Source organism: Indolivaga capnocytophagoides, assembly GCF_036511535.1.
In the GTDB taxonomy this organism is placed as follows: domain Bacteria; phylum Bacteroidota; class Bacteroidia; order Bacteroidales; family Dysgonomonadaceae; genus Dysgonomonas_A; species Dysgonomonas_A capnocytophagoides.
In genome coordinates this window covers 1,384,649-1,408,332 of the sequence record NZ_AP028867.1, presented here as the reverse complement: position 1 = coordinate 1,408,332, position 23,684 = coordinate 1,384,649, and the positions used below count along the sequence as shown (strand labels likewise).

Below are 23,684 nucleotides of genomic sequence, written 5' to 3'. Positions count from 1 at the left end.
TAAAAATAATTAAACATGAAAAAGCAATTATATTTTCTATCTATAATATGCCTGCTTGTAGGTTTCTCTTCATGTAAAGATTGGCTTGATGAAGAAAACCATTCGAGTACAACACAAGATTTTCTGAAAACACCTCAGGGTTTTAAAATGGGTGTTAATTCCGCTTATGCTGTATTGGGCAGTATGTATGGTGACGAAGGGGGGATTCATGGATTGATGAATCCGGGAACCGATGAGTTCAAGAGTGGGACAACCGAAAACCGTACGACGGCAATGTCTATATACGATCTTACCAGATATACAGCCAATAATGAGTTTCCCGGAAATATGTGGTCGTATGCATATGATAATATAAATACCCTGAACTACCTGATAGAGCATGTCGAGGAAATTCAGATCGGAAATGAATTGACATTAGTTCAAAGGACTCAGTATCTGGGAGAAGCCAAGTTTTTGAGGGCATTTCTTTATTTTAATCTAGTGCAGCAGTTCGGAGATGTAACCGTTACAACTACATTTAATGATCAGCCTTCGAGAGCTGCCGTTCGGGACGATCTGTTGAAAGCATATGATGTGATTATTTCCGATCTCGAAGGAGCCATTAAAGATTGTTCTGCCAGTCCTCAAAAGAACGGTTTGGAATCAGGACGTGCATCCGGAGCCGTAGCTCAGCATCTATTGGCTAGAGTGTATCTGACTCTGGGATGGATATATGATAAAGATGCCGCAACTTATCCTAATAACAGTCATAACAAGTATTATGATCCTACCAAGGCAAAAGAATACTATCAGAAAGCTTACGATACAGCCGCTAAACTCATTACCGATGCTCCGTCATTGGGGATATATCTAATGGCGAAGTTTGCAGATGTGTTTGATGAGGCTAATGATGCCCCGTCTAATAGAAATACCGAGGCATTATTTGTGGCTCGCATGGACTGGGACTTAAATAATACATACGGACGTACATCAACTTTAAATCACTATTTTGTAAATGGATATGATTCGTATTTGGGAGAACGGAATATTAACGACGGAAGAACTTATGCATGGTTCAATCCCAATAACTATACTTATCAGGCATTCAACCTGAGAGATAAGGATACCAGATATGATGCTACATTTCAGAAAGTATGGTATGCTACAAAAAAACAAAAAGGCGGCGATATTTCATACACCATCAATGGAACAAAGGAATCTTTCAGTTGGGAATATACTGTAGTAGGTGATACAGCCCTTTATTTCCCCGGATATAAGATGTCTGCTGAAGAAATCAGGAAAAAGACTCAAAGCCGTACCGGATTGAATAAGTATATCATATTTACACCAGATGCATACGAAGGAAATAAAATATTTCCGACAATGAAAAAGTTTTTGGATAAAACCCGTGCCCAATACAATGATAATTCGGACCGCTCATATGTTATCTTTCGTTTGGCGGAAACATATTTGCTGGCTGCCGAAGCTGCTTATAAACTAAGCGATAAAGGAAATGCGGCCCGCTATATAAATGAGGTAAGAGAACGTGCTCGAAATAAGGAAACTTCTTCCGTTGGAGCATTGGATGTAACTGTGTCTGATATCACTCTCGATTTTATACTCGAAGAGCGTACTCGTGAACTTCTAGGTGAACATTGCAGGTGGGCAGATCTAGCTCGTACAGGTACTCTGTTGAAACGTGTAAGACTTTATGACGATGGGCAAGCTAAAACCAATATTGCAGATAAGCATCAGCTCAGACCGATTCCTCAGAGTCAGATAAACAGAGTAACAGTGGGTGAACCGTATCCGCAGAATTCAGGATGGTAACCCGAGATATTAATGTATAATTTACAACAAGCTGGGATACCAGCTTGTTATTAAGTAACAGAAAGTATTAATGACGTGTTTTAAAGTGATAACCAGCTATTGCTGTTATGCTTTCAAAGTCAATAAATAGGTTTAAGACCTTATTCCATCTGGAAATATTCTTCTTATATAAAAAATATAAAAAATGAATAAATTACGAAAGCAATTATTTGCTGTGTTCTGTCTGATATCCATACCTTGGGTGTCGGCAGCAGAGAAAGTAGAGCCCGTTGATTATGTAAACCCGTTGACCGGAACATTATCGAAGTTCGAATTATCTACCGGAAATAATTATCCGGTAATAGCTCGTCCGTGGGGTATGAATTTTTGGTCACCTCAGACGGGAAAAATGGGCGATGGATGGCTGTATACTTATACTGCCGATAAAATCAGAGGTTTCAAGCAGACTCATCAGCCTAGTCCGTGGATGAATGATTACGGTCAATTTTCGATTATGCCTATTACCGGTAAAATAACTTTTGACGAAGAAAAACGAGCTAGTTGGTTTTCTCATAAAGCAGAAGTTGCAAAACCATATTATTATAAAGTGTATCTGGCAGATCACGATATTACGACCGAGATTACACCGACCTCTCGAGCTGCAATGTTCAGAATCACTTTTCCCGAGAGCACAAACTCTTATATAATTGTCGATGCTTTCGATAAGGGATCCTACGTCAAAATAATACCGGATGAAAATAAAATAATAGGATATACTACCAGAAATAGTGGAGGTGTACCCGAAAATTTTAAGAATTATTTTGTTATTAAGTTTGATAAAGCATTTACTTACAAAGCAGTTGTTGATGATAACGAGATATTGAGGGGTGAGACCGAAGTTTCAACAAACCATGCAGGAGCTGTAATTGGATTCCAAACCCGAAGAGGAGAAAAGATCCATGCGAAGGTAGCATCTTCCTTTATTAGCTACGAACAGGCTGAGCAGAATCTGAAAGAACTGGGAAGTGATACATTTGATGAATTAACAGACAAAGGACGTGACGAGTGGAATCAGGTTTTGAGCAAGATCGAAGTAGAAGACGATAATCTAGATCATTTGAGAACATTTTATTCCTGTCTTTATCGATCGGTACAGTTTCCTCGTACTTTTTATGAAATAAATGCTCAGGGAGAGGTTGTACATTATAGCCCTTTTACAGGAGAAGTATTACCCGGATATATGTTTACCGATACAGGTTTCTGGGATACTTTCCGTTGTCTTTTTCCGTTCTTAAATCTTGTTTATCCTTCGATAAACGAAAAGATACAGGCGGGATTGGTCAATGCTTACAACGAAAGCGGTTTCTTACCGGAATGGGGAAGTCCGGGACACCGTAATATTATGATCGGGCAAAATTCGGCATCGGTTGTTGCTGATGCTTTCGTCAAAGGGCTCAAAGGATATGATATAGAACAATTATGGAAAGCGGTAACTCGTGGAGCTAATGACCACCTGAAAGAAACGGCTTCGGGCAGAGTAGGATATGAGTATTACAATAAATTGGGGTATGTGCCTAATAATGTAAGTGTTGGGCAAAATGTTGCCCGCACTCTCGAATATGCTTATAATGATTGGTCTATATATCAGTTAGGGAAAGTATTAGGTAAGTCTGCAAATGAATTGGAGCAATATAAGAAGGGAGCATTGAATTATAAGAATGTCTATAACCCTAAGCATAAAATGATGTGCGGTAAGGATGACAAAGGTGTATTCAATCCTCAGTTTAAACCTGAAGACTGGAGTAATGAGTTTTGCGAGGGGAACAGTTGGCATTGGAGTTTTTGTGTGTTTCATGATCCGCAAGGACTTATTGATTTAATGGGAGGTAAGGACACTTTTAATCAGATGATGGATTCTGTATTTATCATACCCAGTTATCTGGGGATCAACAGCCGTAATATAATACATGAAATGAGGGAGATGCAGGTAATGGATATGGGGCAATATGCTCATGGAAATCAGCCGATACAACATATGCCCTATTTATACAATTATTCGGGCGAACCATGGAAAACACAGTTCTGGGTACGTGAAATTATGGAAAAACTGTACAATCCTAATCCTGATGCATATTGTGGTGATGAAGATAATGGACAAACGTCGGCTTGGTATGTATTCTCTGCAATGGGATTTTATCCTGTTTCGCCGGCTACAGACGAGTATGTATTGGGTGCTCCTCTTTTTAAAAGTGTGAAAGTCAATCTTGAAAATGGCAAAAGTATTTTAATAAAATCGATGAATAATTCGAAAGATAACCGCTATGTGAAATCTGTAAGATTAGGAAAGAAAGTCTATTCGAAAAACTATTTTACACACAAGGACTTGACCGGAGGTGCCGAGATTATTTTTGAGATGTCTTCGGTCCCCAATAAAAACAGAGGTACGAACGATGTGGATTATCCGTATTCTTTTTCGAAAGAATTGGAAGGTTCAAAATAAATAAAACTAAAATATGAGAAAGGTTTTACTACTAGCAGTTATTTGTTTAGGATTGAGTGGTATGTACGGGCAGAGAAAGATCGAGCTGTTGTCTCCCGATAAGGCTATTAAGTTAGAATTGAATATCTCCGAAAAGATTTATTATTCTATATCATATGACAAGGATACTCTGCTTCAAAACAATAGTTTGTGCTTAAACTTGAAAGATGAGAATTTGGGATTAAATCCAAAACTGTCAAAAGAGCGGAGAGCTTCTGTTAATGAAATTTTATCCCCGATTGTTCCTTTAAAATTTTCAAGTGTAAAGAACGAATATAATGAGCTTAGCCTTGATTTTAAAGGTGGATATATTGTTGAATTCAGAGCCTTTAATGATGGTATTGCTTATCGATTTGTAACGAAGAAAAAGGGTGATATAGAGATTTTGGGAGAGGATTGTTCTATAAATTTTCCGAAAGACTATTTGCTGCATCTGCAACAACCCGGAGGATTCAAAACGGCATATGAGGAAGTATATACACATATAAATAGCAATGTGTGGAAATCGTCTGATAAAATGTCGGTATTGCCGGTATTGATAGATACTAAAGACGGATATAAAATACTGATGTCTGAATCTGATCTGTATGATTATCCTTGTATGTTTGTGAAAAGTAACGGCAGCAATAGCATGTCGTCTACATTTCCGAAAGTTCCGGTTAAGTTTGGTGAGGATGGTGATCGAAGCGTGAAAATATTGGAAGAAGCCGGTTATATTGCCAAAACAAGAGGTGACAGATCATTTCCCTGGCGTTATTTTGTAATAACTAAAGAGGATAAAACAATATTGGAGAATACCATGACTTATAAGCTTGCCTCTAAGAATATAATTGATGATACTTCATGGATCAAACCCGGTCAGGTAAGCTGGGAATGGTGGAATGATGCGTCTCCTTATGGAGATGATGTTGATTTTGTTTCGGGATATAATCTGGATACCTATAAATATTATATCGACTTTGCTTCGAAATTCGGAATACCGTATATTATTATGGACGAAGGATGGGCACTAAGTACGCTTGACCCCTATACTCCAAATCCCAAGGTAGATGTACATGAGCTTATCCGTTATGGAAAAGAAAAGAATGTAGGTATTGTCCTTTGGTTGACATGGCTTACAGTAGAAAATAATATGGCTCTTTTCAAAACCTTTGCCGATTGGGGGGTAAAAGGAGTTAAAATTGATTTTATGGATCGCAGCGACCAATGGATGGTTAATTTTTATGAGAGAGTTGCTGTAGAGGCGGCTAAGTATCAGTTATTTGTTGATTTTCACGGGTCATTTAAACCTGCAGGACTCGAATATAAATATCCGAATGTATTATCTTATGAAGGAGTCAGAGGCATGGAGCAAATGGGTGGATGCACTCCTGATAATAGTATCTATCTCCCGTTTATGCGAAATGCGGTAGGTCCGATGGATTATACCCCCGGTGCAATGATCAGCATGCAGCCTGATGTTTACAGTGCGCAGAGACCCAACTCGGCTAGTATCGGAACAAGGGCTTATCAACTTGCTTTATTCGTTATTTTTGAGAGTGGGCTTCAAATGCTGGCCGATAATCCTACTTTGTATTATCGAAATCTCGATTGTACAGAGTTCATAACCCAGGTTCCAACGACTTGGGATGAAACTAAGGTTCTCGAAGCCAAGGTTGGTGAATATGCTGTTGTTGCCAAACGGAAGGGTAGTATCTGGTATATTGGAGGAATGGCAAATGGAAGTAAAGAGAGAACCTTTGAGTTGAATATGGATTTTCTCAATACCGGACAGGTGTATAAGATGACTTCTTTCGAAGATGGGATAAATGCAGGACGTCAGGCTATGGATTACAGACGAAAAGAATCAAACGTAGTGTCTGTTGATAAAATTACTATTAAGATGGTAAGAAATGGCGGTTGGGCTGCTGTATTGAAATAAAACACATCTTATTCTGAAATTTAAAATGAACCTCAACGTTTGGATAAAAAACGTTGGGGTTCATATATATGGCTATAAGAATTTTTAAATTCCAGCTCTCTGGTAATTAGCCTGGATCTTAATAATCGCTTTCACTAGCTGATCTATTTCCTGCTTTGTATTATAAAATGAAAAAGAGGGGCGCACGGTTGCTTCCAGTCCGAACCGACGGAGTGACGGTTGAGCGCAATGGTGTCCCGAGCGTACGGCAATACCTTCTTTATCCAATAGTTGGCCTACTTCTATGGTAGGGATTCCTTCTAAAATAAAAGATACTACACTTATTCGTTCTTTGGGATTACCGATAAGATTCAATCCTGGGATTTCACTGAGGCGTTTGCGTGCATACTCAGTCAATTCGTGTTCGTATTTTTCAATCTTTTCCAACCCTATTTTTTTTACATAGTCCAAGGCAATACCAAGTCCGACAGCATCGGCAACATTGGGTGTTCCCGCCTCAAATCTGGCAGGAGGGGCATTGAATTGAGTTTCTTCCAATGTCACATCCTTTATCATGTTCCCGCCGCCTTGCCATGGTGGTAAAATAGAGAGCAGTTCTTTCTTTCCATAGACTATGCCTATTCCGTTGGGACCATATACTTTATGTCCTGAGAATACAAAGAAATCGCAATCAAGATTCTGAACATCTACTTTTGTATGAGCTATTGATTGTGCCCCATCTATTACTACGCGGGCATTGTATCGTTTGGCTATCTCTATTACTGTTTTTACCGGGGATATAGTTCCGAAGGTATTATTTACCTGTCCGATAGATACTATCTTGGTACGGGGACTAATTATCCGCTCGTATTCTTCCAATATAATGTCGCCCTTGTCATTTACAGGAATAGCCAGTAACTTTGCTTTTTTCTCTTTAGCAAGTTGTTGCCATGGAACTATATTAGCATGATGATCGAGAGTCGAAACTATTATTTCGTCTCCTTCCTGAATGTATTTCCAGCCGAATGTCTGGGTTATCAGATTTATGCCTTCTGTAGTGCCTCTCACAAAGATTATTTCCTCGGATGAGGAGGCATTGATGAATTTCTGAACCTTTTCTCTTGCATTCTCATAGGCATCCGTAGACCGCCCGGCTAATGTATGCGCAGCTCTATGAATATTTGAATTGTCGGTTGCATAAAAACGTGCTATCTCATCAATTACAACCTGTGGCTTTTGAGTTGTAGCGGCATTGTCAAACCAGATCAAAGGCTTTCCATTTACTCTCTGATGCAGGATCGGAAAGTCTTGGCGGATTATCTCAGGGTCGAATACTTCCTGTGTGGCAGTCTTAGATAGCGAAGTTTCATCAAAGAATGAATTAACTCCATATCCGTTAGCTCCAAATTCTTCTGATGCTGATCTATTTAGACTATAATCTCGAACTTTCTCGGGATTAGAAGCCAATTGATCATCAAAATAGAAGTTGCTCAGTTCATTGGCAAGTGGTACACCTTTTTGCAAGGAAGTAAATGAAGCAAAAACACTCTCGAGATTAATATCATCCGGAATCAATCCGGATACATTATTCTCTTGACTTTCGGCTGTTAATATCTTTTCGGCAATTTCCCGCAGTTTGCTTACATCATTAAAATCAGTAGGGTAGGACTGTGGATGATAATCTTCAATCATAGATTCGGCTATTTTTCTACCGCATTGCGATGTTGGTAATTATGGTAAAATCCGACTTCTACATTTTCGAGAACGGCAATTGCATCATCAGTTAATGATGCTAAAGAAAAATACTTGGTAAGCAGATAAGATGCTACACCGAACTTATCTAGTCCCATCAAACGAGCGGATAAGCTGGGGGCAATCTCTCCCGGTATTCCAGCCTGATGAAGTCCTACTACACCTTGTTCTTTTTCACCGATTCGTACAAGAATAATTTCGGTCGAACCAACTCCTCGATTAGTCAGGTATTGTCCTTTTATTTCCAATTTATCACTGGGGATAATAGGAACTCCCCGCCAAAGTATAACAGGTACACCGAATAAGTGTGTTGTTACCGGAGGAACTCCCCGCCATGTGCATTCCCGTTCGAAAGCTGCGATGGCACGAGGATGAGCAATAAAAAAAGATGGATTTTTCCATACTAAAGACAATAGCTCATCTAAATCATCAGGTGTAGGTGAACCATAGCGTGTACTGATTCTGTATCCGGGTTCTACACTGTTCAAAAGTCCGAAGTATCGGTTATTAATTAATTCCCATTCTTGACGTTCACGGACACTTTCTATGCTTAAGCGCATTTGCTGTTCGAGCTGATTATATGGATTGTTATATAAATCCGAAACACGTGTATGAACTCTTACTACTGTTTGAAGAGTGTTGAGTGAATATTCTCTCGGATTTTCTTCATAATCAATATATGTTTCGGGTATAATATTATCTTCTTCATGCCCCGATACCAGGTCGATATGTTTTTCGCCATGCGTATTTACGGTTGCACGTAAGCGTAAATGTTCATCTACCGCTTTCTGAAATTCATCTCTAAAGTTGGGTACGTCATGGATAATACCTTCCAACTCTGAACTACTCAATGTGAAATATACTCCATTAGTAACACTCTTTACTGTAACGGATGATGCTTTGTCGGAAAGTAAATCTGCTTCTCCAAAATACTCGCCTTCAGATAATAAGGCTATACGGAGGTTCTCGCCATGAGGTCCTTTGCTATATATTTCAGCCTGTCCTTGAGCAACAATGAAAAATTTCTGGCTATCCTTTCCTTCTTTTATAAGGTGTTCACCGAGAGATACTTCCTTTATTTCAAATTTTTCGGCAAGACGGTTTACAATACTTTCTTCGATGTGTGAAAATAAAGGTATTCGACGAAAAGAACTGGCACTGAAAGCAGGTACACCATCGTAAAATTCGATATCTATTCTTTCTGCTTTTTTCAATTCGACTTTTGTCCGGTTTACCCTATAGGTTCCCGAGTCGACTTGCACCCATGGCAAAAGTTTTAGTAACAAACGAGGGGTGATAGACCCCATCTGAGGTGGAGTTTTGGTAGTCGTTGCCAACTTGCGTGCTGTAGCTGTAGTAACACTACGCTGTAAATCATTTTTTGCCATAGTTATTATTATTTTTGTATAGTTACTTTGTGTATATCTTCTTTTACATGTTCGATCCCTATTACGGTATAACCTTGTTCGGTTGTAGTTCTGGGGATATTTTCGAGAGGTTCTCCTTCGACTAAAAGTACTTCGAGTATATCACCTTGTTTTAGTTTTGCCAATTCTATTTTTGTCTTTACAAAAGTCATCGGACAATGTTCTTTTGTTATGTCTAATTGATATGTAGCCATTATTATAAGGTTTATTTGTTTTAAATAAATAAGGTTTGTCCGTCATCTGCCATTTTCAGAAATGTTGCAACACCTAATACATCTTTAACTTCAGGAATAAAATCTTCTTTATTCAGACCGAGTATATGCATAGCCATTTCGCAGGCATAAAGATTCACTTCGAGTATTTTAGCCGAGTCAACTAATTCTTCGAGTGTGGCTACATTATTCTTTTTCATGAGAGAACGGAATATTTTAGGACTGATTCCTCCGAAGTTAAGGCGGCTTACAGGTGCAGCTTTTAATCCACCCATAAAGAATCCGAAAAGTTTAGTCAGAGGAGACTTTCCCAGAAAACTGCGTCCCTGTTTTTTCTTGATAGCATTAAGCCCCCAAAATGTAAAAAAAATGTTGACCTCATATCCTACAGCCGCAGCCCCTGTTGCCAAAGTAAAAACTGCAGTTAATTTGTCGAAGTCGCCGCTAAAGCTGATGATTGATAATTTTTTTTGCATAGTAAATTATTCAGGTTGATGAAATAAAAGAGTCGACAGGTATCTCTCTCCTGTGTCTGGTAATACTACAACAATTTGTTTTCCTTTATTTTCGACTCGTTTAGCGATCTGAATAGCAGCGTATGCTGCCGCTCCTGAAGAAATGCCGATTATCAGACCTTCATTGACAGCTAGTTGTCTACCTGTTTCAAAAGCATCTTCGTTTTTTACTTTAAATATCTCATCAACAACTGTCGGATCGTATATCTCCGGAACAAAACCTGCTCCTATTCCTTGTATTTTATGTGGTCCGGATTTACCTCCGGATAATACAGGCGAGTCGAACGGTTCCACTGCTATGATCTTTATCCGTGGATTGAGCTTTTTCAGAGCCTGACCAATGCCCGAAACTGTACCTCCGGTTCCTACACCTCCTACGAATATATCCACTTTTCCATAAGTATCGTTCCATATTTCTTTGGCGGTTGTTTCGCGGTGCATCTTCGGATTGGAAGGGTTAAGAAATTGCTGTAAGACTACGGCTCCAGATGTAACAGATTTTAATTCTTCAGCTTTGCGTATAGCTCCCCCCATACCTTCATGTCCCGGTGTTAAAACGAGTTCAGCACCGAGGGCTTTTAATAAGCTGCGGCGTTCTACACTCATGGTATCCGGCATTGTAAGTATAATTTTATAACCTTTGGATGCTGCAACAAGAGCTAAAGCAATACCGGTATTTCCACTGGTCGGTTCTATTATTACGCTGTTTTTTTTGAGAATTCCTTTCTGTTCGGCATCTTCAATCAGAGCCAAACCGATGCGGTCTTTCACACTGCGTCCGGGATTGAGATATTCTAACTTTGCTATAATCTGTGCATTTAATTTAAATTTGTGTTCAATTGCGGTTAATTCCAATAGGGGAGTATTACCTATTAATTCTGTTATTGCTTTTGCGATCTTAGCCATAATGATGTAATATTTATATTGCAAATAAATAGAATTTTGTATGTTCGGAAAATACCATCTTTAAGGTATATTAAAAAGCTATAAGATCCCTTTTTGAGGTGCTTATAGCTTTTAATATAAACTTATTACCTGTTTTTGAAACAAAGCGAGATCAAACTACAGATCAACTTTTCTTACATTCAATAATGCTTGTTATTTCAGTGCTTGTAGGGATAAGCCATCTGAAAGTTAATCCGGGCTTTGTCAGTAGCTCTTTTGTTTCATTCAGTATTCTCGTTACTTTGTTTTGTCAATGTTCGATTATTTTAAAATTTTGATAGAAGTTATTGAGGTTTTTAGACTATATGTCATGCTTTATTATTAATATTGTGTCAGCTTTAGAGTCGAAGCTCTATATCTATCCTATCTAAGCCGAATTTTAGGTTATATGATCCGAAGAATAGTTCCCCCAAGTTTGTAATCCTTTGTTATAATGAATAGTAGAGACCTTTCAAGAAAGCATGGTTCCTATCGGGAAAAGCTTTTTGATAAGAGATGGTTGGAGAAAAGAGCCAATATCATACGTAGAGATGATTATAAGTGTGTAATATGTGGAGCAACTGATCGGTTGGTGGTGCACCACAAGCAATATCATTTTAGCAAAATGAAGCAAGAAAAGGCTGATCCGTGGGATTATGCCGATAAATACCTCGTTACTCTATGTGAGTCATGCCATAATAGAGGGCATCAAAAATATGAGATACCAACAAAGGAAATATAAATATTAATCTAAGTTTATGGGATTTTTTTCAAAGCTCTTTAATAATGAGCAAAATCAACCGGTAACAGAAGAGGAAGAGAAGCAGCCTCTGCCTGAAATTAAGAAGGAAGACTTCATCGATGATTCGGATCCCAATGAAGATCATGGAATTGTTTATATCAAATATGGCACCGGTATGCCTATTGATGCGATTTATGCTTACGTTGAAAAGGATTATGAGCAGGATGGTTATGATGATGCTATTTGTAATCCAGATAGTTCGTACAAGGAATCCCGAAAAGTGATTATCCGCAGCGGCCTGAACAGACGTTTTGAACAGGTCAGACTGAGATATAAAAATGATCTCAGGGAGATTGATGTGCAAATAGCGACAGTTGAACAACAAGGAATGATGAATACATCTTCGATTTTGAGAGCCCGCAGAGATACTTATTCTGAACATCTGACCAAAATTGATGAAATGGAACGGAAGTTAGACGAAAATGATATTCAATTGCTAAGTATGCTCGATTCTTATGACCGGGGGTTTCTTAGAGGGCTTGCAGCTATTTCTCAGACTTTCTTAAAACAGAGCAAATAGAAATGGATGCATTTTCGAAATTAGGTTGTTTTATCATAGGATGGAATCCTAGGATACTTAAGGATTGTGGAGAGGCCAGTTATCGTCTACTAAAAAGATATATGGCTGCCATTATTATTTTGTCCATCATATGGGGGACTATCGGATGGTGTTTTGCTGCTAACTATATTGGGATAGAATCTTTTTTAGGAAAAGCCTTGGTCGGTGTAGTTTTTGTGAGCATTATTATTTGTATAGAGAGGTTTATAATATTGATGGTTGGAAAATCCAAATTTGCTATGTGCTTCCGGGTCATGCTTGCTTTTCTTATGGCGGTACTTGGTTCTACAATTTTTGACCAGATAATATTTAAAAATGATGTTGATGTGAGGATGAAAGAGATTCGTACTGAGCAAATAAATAAGGAAGTACCCAAAAGAATTGCTCTTATTGATTCTGATATCCAGAAAATAACACATACCCTAGACTCTCTCCGTATCAAGAATGGAGAACTTTATAATGAGATCAATAAAAAGCCGATGACTACAGCTTACGATGTAAGTACAACGACTCGTCAGACAGGTGTGGATCAAAATGGAAAACCAATAGAAGAAAAAGTTCAGACTGTAAATAAAAGGAATGTCGAAAACGCATTGGTTAATCAGGCTAAGGCAAATGACAGGACTCTCGATGCTTATCAGAAACAGATAGAATCACTGCAAGAAAAGAAACTCTCAATAGCAGATGATACCCGCAAAGAGTATGAGCAGGCAAAAACCGGATTCTTGGAAGAATTAGGTGCTTTGTATGCTTTATTAGGAGATAGTTGGATTGCAAAGGCTTTCTACATATTTCTCTTTTTATTTCTTACATCTTTGGAGTTATTGGTAATCACAACTAAAGGCAGTACTTCATGTGATTACGATTTGATTGTGGAACACCAATTAAATATAAAAAGAGAAACACTGAAAAATACAGAACACAAATTATTGAATGGTAAATCAGCAGGGTAAATATCTCTTACCCATCGGGAACCTATAGAAATATAAAAAGGCCAGTAGATATATCTATTGGCCTTTTTTTATGTTAAAGTATTGTCGTATAGGATTCAAACACCTGCATTACCCATTTGTGTTACAAATCTACCTGCTTTTGATACGATTCGACTAGAGTGCTTTTGTGTTCTCGGATATCTTTGTTCTCGTTCAAAATATTAATAAACCTAAATCTTTGCCAAATTGATGGATCAGAAATTATTTTTGAGAAAAAGTAGACTGAAGTTTTTCACTTTACTTTTCCTTCTGTGCTTTATTCCACATTTATCAGCACAGAATAAGACTGTACAGGGTACTATTATCTCAGCAACGGATAAAGAACCTGTTATCGGAGTTTCGGTTGTGGAAACCGGTACAACGAATGGAACCATAACTGATATAGATGGAAAATATTCTTTGCAAGTAGGTTCAAATGGAACCATAACAATCTCTTATATCGGATTCAAAACTCAGAATATTTCAGTCAACAACCGGAGTACAATAGATGTTGTTTTGGAAGAAAATGCTTTATTGCTGAATGAGGTGGTTGCGGTAGGCTATCGTACCGAAAGAAAGGCTGACTTAACAGGAGCTGTATCTGTCGTAGATGTAAAAGATATGATGTCTGCTTCGGAAAATAATCCGATGAAAGCCTTACAAGGACGTATACCCGGTATGCAGGTTACAGCCGATGGTAATCCGAGTGGGTCGGCGACAATAAAGATCAGAGGTGTTGGTACGTGGAATAATACCGATCCTCTTTATATAATAGACGGTGTTGCTTCTACTTCAGGAATGCACGAACTCAATTCAAATGACATTGAAAGTATACAGGTTCTTAGAGATGCTTCTTCTGCAAGTATTTACGGATCGAGGGCGGCCAATGGTGTCATCATTGTGACAACTAAAAAAGGAAAGAAAGGTGCCCTTAAAGTGAATTTTGATGCTTATGTTACTGCATCTATGTATAATAATAAAATAGATGTATTGAGCTCTAAAGAGTATGCTCAGGTATTAGGACAGGCATACATTAATAGCGGCGAAAATCCGAATTCTAATAATCTCGGTATAGTATATGACTTAGGAACCGCATCGGATGGCCGCTCAACTATTAAAAATGTTTATTTCCCCGAATATTTAGATAAAGCCAAAACAATGAAACCTGCTAATACCGACTGGTTTGACGAAATTACCAGAACCGGAGTTATGCAGTCTTATAATTTATCGATAAGTAATGGCAATGAAAAAGGTTCGTCTTATTTCTCTTTGGGGTACTTAGATAATAATGGTTTGGTTAAATATACAGACTTCTCCAGAATTTCGGCGAGAATGAATACAGACTATAAATTACTTGACGGACTTATTACCATAGGAGAAAATTTTACTTTAAACAGAACTACCGAAGTTACACAACCTTATCAGATTGTTGAAGCTGCTTTGATTGCTGTTCCGTTTATACCCGTAAAGACAGACGACGGATCAAATTGGGGTGGACCTATTACCGGATTACCAGACAGGCAAAACCCTGCTCGCTTGGTTTATGATAACAGAGATAATTCATACCGATATTGGAGAGCTTTAGGTAATGCTTATATAAATGTAAATCCGTTGAAAGGATTAAATGTTCGTTCTAGTTTTGGTCTTGATTATGGTAATTACTATAAACGAACTTTAACTTATTCTTATCAGGACGGATATGTGACCAATACAACTAATAAGTCAACAATGGAACAGGCTCATTGGACAAAATGGTCTTGGACAAATACTGCGACATACGATTTTCAGATAGGAAAGAATAGAGTTGAAACTTTGTTCGGACATGAAATGTTCAGGCAGGAAGACATTAATATGTCAGCTTCCCGTGAAGATTATATAACTCAGAATCCTGATTATATGTGGCCTGATGCCGGAACCGGAACCAGTGAAGGGACAGGTAAGTCTGACGGATATTCGTTAATGTCATTTTTCGGAAAAGTAAACTATGCCTACGATGATAAATATCTGGCTTCGGTTACCTTACGCCGTGATGGTTCTTCTCGATTCGGAAAGAATAACAGATGGGGTACATTTCCGGCATTTAATCTAGGATGGAGGTTGTCTCAGGAAAAATTCATGGAGAATTACAAAGATATATTCACTGATCTCAAATTCCGTTTCGGATGGGGACAGAATGGTAATCAGGAAATGAATACAATGGCTATATATCGCTATTACGTAACAGATTATGGTAAAAGTGATCCAACATGGAATGCAGTTTGGGGTACAGCATATGATTTTTCAGGTACGGGATCGGGGTTACTGGCTTCGGGCATAAAAAGAGTACAGATCGAAAATCCTGATTTGAAGTGGGAAACTACAACCCAGACAAACTGGGGATTTGATTTTGCTTTGCTTGATAATAGGTTGTACGGTACTTTAGAATATTATATCAAAAACACGAAAGATATATTATACAGTCCGGGATATTCGGCTATCAAAGGAGAAGGAGCCGCTAAATGGTATAATGGGGCCAGCACCGAAAATAAAGGGGTAGAGTTTTCTCTGGGTTATAGAGGTAAAACATCTTTCGGTTTGGAATATGATATAGCAGGGAATATTTCGACAAATAAAAATAAAGTGACCAAAGTACCCGATGCAGTATTAAATGATTTCGGAGGAAACGGAACTTATGATAATATAATAGGTCGTCCGTATGGTTCGTATTATGGTTATGTTGCTGATGGCATTTTCAAAACACAGGAAGAGTTGAATCAGCATGCAAAGCAAGACGGAAAAAACATAGGACGTATCCGTTATCGTGATGTTAATAATGACGGAGTTATAAATGAAAAGGATCAGACATGGTTGGGTGACCCATATCCTGATTTCTCATATGGATTGAATATTAATCTGGCTTATAAGAACTTTGATTTGGTGATGTATTTTCAAGGAATACATAATGTTGATGTAGTGAATCAGTTGAAGTATGTGACCGATTTCTGGAGCGTTTCGGATACCCGATCAAATAAAGGACGGCGTTTGTTGAATGCTTATGATCCCGTAACAAACCCCGACTCTAATATTCCGATGATAACAAATTCTGATTCAAACAACGAAGCCCGTTTTTCAACTTATTACCTCGAAAATGGCTCTTTCTTGAAATTGAGGAATGTTCAGCTCGGTTATAATATACCGTCGCATATTTTGAGTAAAATAAAATTGAGCAGTTTGAGAACCTATGTAAGTGCTCAAAATCTATTTACTATAAAAAGTAAAAGCTTTAATGGTGTTGATCCTGAAAACCCTTCATGGGGGTATCCTATACCTATGACTTTTACTTTTGGGTTAAACCTTTCTTTCTAACCATATAAGACTCTGAAAATGAAAAAAATATATAGATATCTATTAGTTGGTACAGCATTTATGCTTACTTATACATCGTGTAATTTTCTCGATCATGATCCGCAGGGTACTCTCGATGGAGACTTAGCCGAAAATCAGGTTGAGGCATTAGTTACATCTGCCTATTCTGCTTTAGGTAATGATCATTACGATAAACCTTTCAGTTTATGGCCATATGGAAATGTACGTTCTGATGATGCTTATAAAGGAGGAAATGATATCAATGATATTGCTACATTTCATTATTATGAAACATCACAAAATATTCAGACTACGTTTTCTGAGCCTAATGATTTGTGGTATTATTGTTATGTCGCTATCTCCAGAACTAATCAGGCTCTTGCTGCATTGGAGAACACAACAGCAGAGAAATTTCCGAATAAAGATATTCGGATGGGAGAAATGTATTTTATCAGAGGTCATTTTTATTTTATGTTGAAAGAGTTGTTCGGACATATTCCGTTTGTGGATGAAACTGTACTTCTCGATAACTATGACAATATTGATAATAAACTATCGAACGATGATCAGTGGGCATGGATATGCAACGATTTTGAAAAAGCATACTCTTTGCTGCCTGAGACGAAGAAAGAAGTAGGAAGAGCCGATAAATATGCTGCTGCTGCATATCTGGCTAAAGCCCGTTTGTACAAAGCATACCGTCAGGATGAAAAGAACAGTGTGACTGAGATCAATGCCGATGATTTAAAAGAGGTCGTAAAATATGCTGATATTGTGCTTAACTCGGGTATTTACGGATTAGAATATGATATTGCTTACAATTTCTTACCGGGAAGTTATGAAAACGGAAAAGAATCTGTTTTTGCTATACAGTATTCAAAAGATGATGGAACAATGTTTGGCCGTCTCAATTGGGGTGATGTATTGTCAGTACCGATGGGGCTTGGATGCTGTGATTTTCATAAACCAAGTCAGAATTTGGTTAATGCCTTTAAAACGGATGCTTCGAGCGGACTTCCTCAATTCGATACATATAATGATAAAGATTATGATGTAAGTACAAGCGCCGCAGATCCCCGATTATTCCATACTGTTGCTATTCCGGGATTGCCATATAAGTATAATCAGGAGCTGATTTATGAAGAAGGATGGAACCGCAATCCTACAGTATATGGATATTATGCATCTCTAAAAGAAAATGTAGATCCTACGTGTGATTGTTTTGTGAATGTTTCTCCATTTTATGGAAATACAAAGAATCGGATTGTATTGCGTTATGCTGATGTTATTTTAATGAAAGCCGAGGCTCTTATTGAACTGAATAGGGCAGGGGAAGCACTTCCTTTGATCAACCAGATCAGAGAACGAGCTAAAAGAAGTACAACCTTTACTAATTATGCTCCTAATATGAAAATCTCTGTTTATGAGCCTGGTAAGAATTGTACATGGACAACAGATTTTGCCCGTCAGGCTTTACGTTGGGAGCGTCGTTTAGAGTTTGCTATGGAGGGTAGCCGTTTTTTTGATCTTGTACGTTGGGGAATTGTTTCTGATGTCATCAATAATTATTATTCGACAGAAGCAAGTAAGCGTTCTTATTATTCTTCCGCACGGTTTACCAAGAATAAAAATGAGTATCTGCCCATACCTAACCAACAAATTGTATTTGTTAATGGAATATACAAACAAAATTATGGTTGGTAATACATCCTTTTACATAACAAAATATAATACAATGAAAAAGTATATATCTTATATATTAATGATGTGCATATCAATTTCTCTTTTTGCAATTTTCACATCTTGTGACGACGACAAAAGAGATGAGTTAGACTTATCGGGCAGTGTAAATATCACTTCATTCAAAGCTAATGGTGTAGAGGGTGTAATTGATGAAAGTTCGAAGCCCTCGACAATACAGATATATTTACCTTGGTCATACGATCTTACAAATCTGAAAATAGACGCCTTGGTTTCAGAGGGAGCTGTTGTGTCTCCGGGTATTACAGATAATACCGATTTGTCTGCATCAAAAACATATCGAGTGATCAACGGTAATCTCTACAACGATTATTCAGTTAGTGCGTCATATAGTAAAATACTGACATTCACCATTGATACTTATTCTGGAACAATAGATAATGATGCTAAGACGATAGTTGTAAAATATCCTGTAGGAGAAGATTTTACAGCATTGAAACCTAAATATACAGCGACACCCGGAGCAACTGTTTCTCCGAGTTCAGGTAGTGCTGAGGATTTTACAAATCCCGTAAAATATACTATATCTTATATGGGTGAATCTGTAGTATATACTGTTATGGTAGTACCTACCAATTTTAGTCCTGTCGGCTTTTTGGGAACAGCGGCATCTTCGTCCGATATCGAAAATGAAGACGAAAAAGCAGCTTATGACTGGTTCGTGAAGAATGTTCCTAATGCTGAGTATATTTCTTTTTCAGATATTAAAAGTGGAACTGCATCATTATCCAAATACAGTGTGTTGTGGTGGCATTTGGATGGAACAACCAGGGATTTACCTGCGATAACAACATCATCGGATGTATTGACTCCGTTGAAAAGCTATTTAGAAAATGGAGGTTCATTTTTCCTTTCTTCTTGGGCTGTCAAATATGCTGCATCGATAGGTGCTACTAAAGACGGCAAAGAAGCAAATAATTTGTGGGGAGAGACTAATGGAGCCGAAGCTGTTACATTGAGTGAAGATTGGGGTATTTGTTTTACCGGTCACGAATCGCATGCCGTATTTACAGGTTTATCTAAACCTGCCGGTGTGAATAATAAAGTATATCTGTTAAGTTCCGGATTGAAGGTAAGAGCTCATAATGCGTTATGGAATTTTGCCGAAGATTGGGTTGATTATAAATCGAAATCAGCTTGGGAAGCAGGTAACGGTGGTGTCGGATTGGCTAGTTTTCAGTGGGATGATGCGAACAGCAGCAGGGCTGTTATGTTTGAATATCCGAAGACCAATAGTAAAGGTGGTGTCATTTGTTTCGGAGGAGAGGCTTATGATTGGGCTGTAGTTGGTACGAATAAATACCAAAATAATCTTGAAAAAATAACCTCAAATATTATAGATTATTTACAACAATAAATCTAAGAATAACAGCGATTCCGGATTCCGGAATATTGGATTCGGGATCGCTTAATTTTATAATAACATGAAAATCAAGAATTCCCTATTATATATATCATTCAGTATCTTATCATTGAGTGCATGTAGTGATGACCATAATTATGTAAGTAATGACCCGGATGCAGCTCCATCGGGAACATTGAGTTATTATGATGTGAATGACCTGTCACAGAGTTATTCGATGTTCTACAAGCCCTCTCATGGGTGGGTAGGAGACCCTATGCCTTTTTACGAAAATGGAACATTCCATGTTTTTTATCTTCAGGATACACGTCCTGCTCCTGCGACATTCCATCCTTGGTATAAGTCTACTACAACAGATTTTGTATCTTATACAGACGATGGTGAAATGATACCTTGCGGAGCCGATAATTCGCAAGAAGATGCTTTAGGAACAGGATCTGTATTCAAAAATGGTAATATTTACTATGCTTTTTATACCGCACATAATGGAGATTTAGATCCAAAAGAATTTATCTATCTGGCTACTTCTTCAGATCTTAAAGCTTGGACAAAACAACCTTCTTTTTCATTCAGAGCCCCTGATGGGTATGATCGTAATGAATTTAGAGATCCTTTCATTCTGAAAGAAGGTAATGAGTTCAAAATGTTAGTTAGTACGAGAGCTGATGTTGGAGGTGCATGGAAGGGAGTGATAGCTCAATTCAAGTCGAATGATTTATTGAATTGGGAGATCGACACTGCAACCCCTTTCTTTTATATAGATGATAATGAATTTATGGTCGAATGTGCAGATGTGTTTACTGAAAACGGTTATCAGTATATTATATATTCGGGAATAGATTCACGCTTGGTACACTATAAATACAGAAAACAAGGAGCCCTGACTTGGACTACTCCTGCTAACAATGCTTTAGATGGAATTACATTTTATGCAGCAAAAACGGCAAGCGATGGTACATCCCGTTATCTTTTTGGTTGGGCACCTACCCGTATAGGAAACAATGATTCGTCGGATTTTAGCTGGGGAGGTTCTTTAGTTGTACATCAGCTGAATCAAAATTCGAATGGAACATTGTCTGTGATAATGAATAATTTGATTGATCAAAAGCTTGTAAATGGTGTAGAACTGAAAATAACAGGAAGCTATTCTTCTCAGGCAGTGTCCGATTCTTATACATTAAAGGGAACAGAAACGGCTCAGGACTATATTACATTCGATAGATTAACAGGTATAAACAAAATTAAAACAACGATAAAACCTTCGACGGCAACGAAATTTGGCTTTGAATTCGGAGCATCGGGTAATAGACGCGAAGTCTTTGCCTTGCAATTTGATACAGAAGCTAAGAAAATTGAATTAAATAAGGTATTAAGACTTGATGGTACGAGTGAAACCATTACATCTGTAGATTTACCAATTAGCAGTAATGGCGAATATAATGTGACTTTACTGATAGAAAACTCAGTATGTGTGTTATATGTAAATGATCAGATTGCTTTTACAAACCGTATTTATGCGATGAACCAGAATGCTTGGGGAATTATATCTAATAACGGTGATGTAAGGTTCTCTAATGTAAAGATTTATAAATAAGAAATATAATATATGAAGATAAATAAATTAAACACCGGAATTATCGTATCTGCTATGTTGTTGATGAGTTGCTCATCTCAAGATATTATGATAGATGATTTTGAATCGGGTACATTTGATAAATGGAAAGTCGAAGGAGAAGCTTTTGGTAGTACTCCGGCAAAAGGAAGTTATCCCGGCCAACAGGATATAAAAGATTTCCAGGGAAATTATCTGGCAAATAGTTTCAATGGAGGAGATGATTCGAGAGGAACATTATTGTCGAAGGATTTTACAATAGAGCGTAATTATATCAACTTCTTATTAGGAGGCGGTATGCACTCTGATACATACATCGAATTGATAGTAGACGGAAAGAGTACATATATAACCCGCTCGATTGTAGAGAGCGAAAGCTTATTGCAAATGACATGGGATGTGACAAAATATAAGGGTAAAACTGCAGCCATAAAAATAGTAGATAATCAGCGTGGTGGCTGGGGACATATATTGGTTGATAATATAGAAATGAGTAATACTTCTAAAAGTAATATTATGCCTGATTATACTCTGTCTTTTGATGCTTCGATGAATTATTTATTAGTACCTGTTGAAGATCAGGGACCTGAATCATCTGTACAGTTGAGCGTTGACGGGCAGAAAGTTGGCGTTCCGATGAATATACGCGTTTCTCAAACTAAAGTTGATCATTGGGTACCGATTAATATTGAGGCATATAAAGGAAAACCTGTGTCTCTGACTTTCGGGCATGTGAAGAAAACGGATATTGGCTCTACGCAGATCAAACAATCTGACACCTTTGATTATGACTATAATGAAAAATATCGTCCGGCTTACCATTTTTCGCCCCAATATGGATGGATGAACGATCCCAACGGGATGGTTTATTATAATGGAGAATATCACTTGTTCTTTCAAAGTAATCCTTATGGTTCCAGATGGGCAAATATGCATTGGGGACATGCTATAAGTTCGAATCTTGTGAAATGGGAATATAAACCTACTGCACTAGCTCCCGATTCTATTGGTTCTATTTTTTCGGGTAGTGCCGTTGTAGATAAAAACAATACAGCCGGATTCGGTAAAGATGCTATTGTTGCAATATATACCTCTGCAGGAGCTTTACAAACTCAATCGTTGGCATATAGTCTCGATAAGGGACGTACATTTACCAAATACGAACATAATCCGGTATTATCAGATCCAAAGATTGCCGATTTCAGAGATCCTAAAGTATTCTGGCATCAAAAGACTAATCAATGGATAATGTCTTTGGCTACTTCTCAGACCATCACTTTTTATGGATCTAAGAATTTAAAAGAGTGGAACAAGTTGAGCGAATTTGGCCAGGGTATAGGTAATCATGACGGAGTCTGGGAATGTCCTGACCTGTTTCCTTTGAAATATAATGGGCAGGTTGAATGGGTTTTATTGGTGAGTATCAATCCCGGAGGTCCTAATGGCGGTAGCGCCACTCAATATTTTATAGGAGATTTTGATGGAAAGTCTTTTAATCCGGACATGACTATTCCATATCCCGTTTGGCTTGATTATGGACGTGACAATTATGCTGGAGTAACATGGAATAATGTTCCTGATGCTGATGGAAGAAGATTATTTATTGGATGGATGAATAATTGGGATTATGCGAACTTTGTTCCGACACTCAACTTCAGAAGTGCAATGACATTGCCTCGAGAGTTGAAATTAGCAAACAACGGCAAACATGTGGTTCTGGCTAACTATCCGGTACATGAATTGGAATCATTGAGGAGTGAAACAGTTCTGTTGGAGAATATCAGTACAGACAAAGAGTTTGTGATAGAAAAACTCCTGAATGTAAACAATGGAGCTTATGAGTTGGAAATGGAAGTAGATGCTTCGGAATCAGAAGAATTTGTATTGGAACTACAGAATAAATCGAAAGAACATCTTGATTTCATTTTCGATTTGAAGAATGAAACTCTCAATGTAGACCGTTCAAAAAGCGGGATAGTAGATATCAACGAAAAATTTGCATCGGTGGTAAGTAAAGCTCCTTTAACAAAGAAGGATAAATATAAAATCCGTTTGTTTATTGATAGTGCTTCATCCGAACTTTTTATAGATGAGGGAGCTGTAACACAAACCAATATAATGTTTCCCGGCGAACCTTATAATTCTTTATTGATAAAAAATAAAGGTAAGATCTTGAAAATTAATAATATAAAAATTCATAAATTGAAATAACTG

Annotated in this window: 16 protein-coding genes; 11 read left to right on the top strand and 5 right to left on the bottom strand. The window is 37.8% G+C overall.

Translation table 11 applies throughout. The features are described 5' to 3' along the window. The first annotated feature begins 15 nt into the window (after positions 1 to 15). The 3 genes from AABJ51_RS05740 to AABJ51_RS05730 all read left to right on the top strand — a co-directional run bounded on the left by AABJ51_RS05740 (position 16) and on the right by AABJ51_RS05730 (position 6,248). Positions 16 to 1,809 carry a RagB/SusD family nutrient uptake outer membrane protein gene (locus tag AABJ51_RS05740; protein ID WP_321577248.1) on the top strand — a complete coding sequence of 598 codons (1,794 nt, stop codon included), beginning with the start codon at positions 16 to 18 and terminating at the stop codon, positions 1,807 to 1,809. A 184-nt stretch (positions 1,810 to 1,993) separates the two neighbouring features. Next, entirely contained in the window at positions 1,994 to 4,288 is a 2,295-nt protein-coding gene (locus AABJ51_RS05735; RefSeq protein WP_338374735.1) for a GH92 family glycosyl hydrolase, read from the top strand. A 13-nt stretch (positions 4,289 to 4,301) separates the two neighbouring features. Beyond that, the gene (locus AABJ51_RS05730) at positions 4,302 to 6,248 is read left to right on the top strand and encodes a glycoside hydrolase family 97 protein (RefSeq protein WP_338374734.1); all 1,947 of its coding nucleotides are present in this window, start codon (positions 4,302 to 4,304) and stop codon (positions 6,246 to 6,248) included. Positions 6,249 to 6,332: 84 nt separating this feature from the next. On the opposite strand, the gene AABJ51_RS05725 is transcribed toward AABJ51_RS05730, so the two are convergent. The 5 genes from AABJ51_RS05725 to cysK form a co-directional block, all read right to left on the bottom strand. Beyond that, complete coding sequence (locus tag AABJ51_RS05725; RefSeq protein WP_338375949.1) at positions 6,333 to 7,547, bottom strand: SufS family cysteine desulfurase; 1,215 nt, start codon at positions 7,545 to 7,547, stop codon at positions 6,333 to 6,335. 380 nt (positions 7,548 to 7,927) lie between these two features. Further along, on the bottom strand, positions 7,928 to 9,367 hold the full coding sequence (locus AABJ51_RS05720) for a family 2B encapsulin nanocompartment shell protein (RefSeq protein ID WP_338374733.1): 1,440 nt from the start codon (positions 9,365 to 9,367) through the stop codon (positions 7,928 to 7,930). Positions 9,368 to 9,375: 8 nt separating this feature from the next. Next, positions 9,376 to 9,600 carry a sulfurtransferase TusA family protein gene (locus tag AABJ51_RS05715; protein WP_338374732.1) on the bottom strand — a complete coding sequence of 75 codons (225 nt, stop codon included), beginning with the start codon at positions 9,598 to 9,600 and terminating at the stop codon, positions 9,376 to 9,378. Positions 9,601 to 9,620: 20 nt separating this feature from the next. Further along, positions 9,621 to 10,094, bottom strand: a complete 474-nt coding sequence (locus AABJ51_RS05710; protein ID WP_026627529.1) for a DsrE/DsrF/DrsH-like family protein — start codon at positions 10,092 to 10,094, stop codon at positions 9,621 to 9,623. Positions 10,095 to 10,100: 6 nt separating this feature from the next. Further along, positions 10,101 to 11,039, bottom strand: a complete 939-nt coding sequence (cysK, locus tag AABJ51_RS05705) for a cysteine synthase A (protein WP_338374731.1) — start codon at positions 11,037 to 11,039, stop codon at positions 10,101 to 10,103. A 472-nt stretch (positions 11,040 to 11,511) separates the two neighbouring features. Here cysK and AABJ51_RS05700 point away from each other — a divergent pair, with 472 nt between their 5' ends. The 8 genes from AABJ51_RS05700 to AABJ51_RS05665 all read left to right on the top strand — a co-directional run bounded on the left by AABJ51_RS05700 (position 11,512) and on the right by AABJ51_RS05665 (position 23,681). Beyond that, a complete protein-coding gene (locus AABJ51_RS05700) occupies positions 11,512 to 11,799 on the top strand; it encodes an HNH endonuclease (protein ID WP_338374730.1) in 288 nt (95 codons plus the stop codon). A 16-nt stretch (positions 11,800 to 11,815) separates the two neighbouring features. Then, a complete protein-coding gene (locus AABJ51_RS05695; RefSeq protein WP_338374729.1) occupies positions 11,816 to 12,379 on the top strand; it encodes a hypothetical protein in 564 nt (187 codons plus the stop codon). Between the two features lie 2 nt (positions 12,380 to 12,381). After that, entirely contained in the window at positions 12,382 to 13,371 is a 990-nt protein-coding gene (locus tag AABJ51_RS05690) for a DUF4407 domain-containing protein (protein ID WP_321577247.1), read from the top strand. 228 nt (positions 13,372 to 13,599) lie between these two features. Then, on the top strand, positions 13,600 to 16,734 hold the full coding sequence (locus AABJ51_RS05685) for a SusC/RagA family TonB-linked outer membrane protein (protein WP_338374728.1): 3,135 nt from the start codon (positions 13,600 to 13,602) through the stop codon (positions 16,732 to 16,734). Positions 16,735 to 16,752: 18 nt separating this feature from the next. Continuing rightward, positions 16,753 to 18,438: a RagB/SusD family nutrient uptake outer membrane protein gene (locus AABJ51_RS05680; protein ID WP_338374727.1), complete on the top strand. Its 1,686-nt coding sequence runs from the start codon at positions 16,753 to 16,755 to the stop codon at positions 18,436 to 18,438. Between the two features lie 31 nt (positions 18,439 to 18,469). Beyond that, a complete protein-coding gene (locus AABJ51_RS05675; protein WP_338374726.1) occupies positions 18,470 to 19,852 on the top strand; it encodes a DUF4960 domain-containing protein in 1,383 nt (460 codons plus the stop codon). 67 nt (positions 19,853 to 19,919) lie between these two features. After that, the gene (locus AABJ51_RS05670; RefSeq protein ID WP_321577246.1) at positions 19,920 to 21,452 is read left to right on the top strand and encodes a glycoside hydrolase domain-containing protein; all 1,533 of its coding nucleotides are present in this window, start codon (positions 19,920 to 19,922) and stop codon (positions 21,450 to 21,452) included. Positions 21,453 to 21,464: 12 nt separating this feature from the next. Next, positions 21,465 to 23,681 carry a glycoside hydrolase family 32 protein gene (locus tag AABJ51_RS05665; RefSeq protein WP_338374725.1) on the top strand — a complete coding sequence of 739 codons (2,217 nt, stop codon included), beginning with the start codon at positions 21,465 to 21,467 and terminating at the stop codon, positions 23,679 to 23,681. Positions 23,682 to 23,684 lie beyond the last annotated feature (3 nt).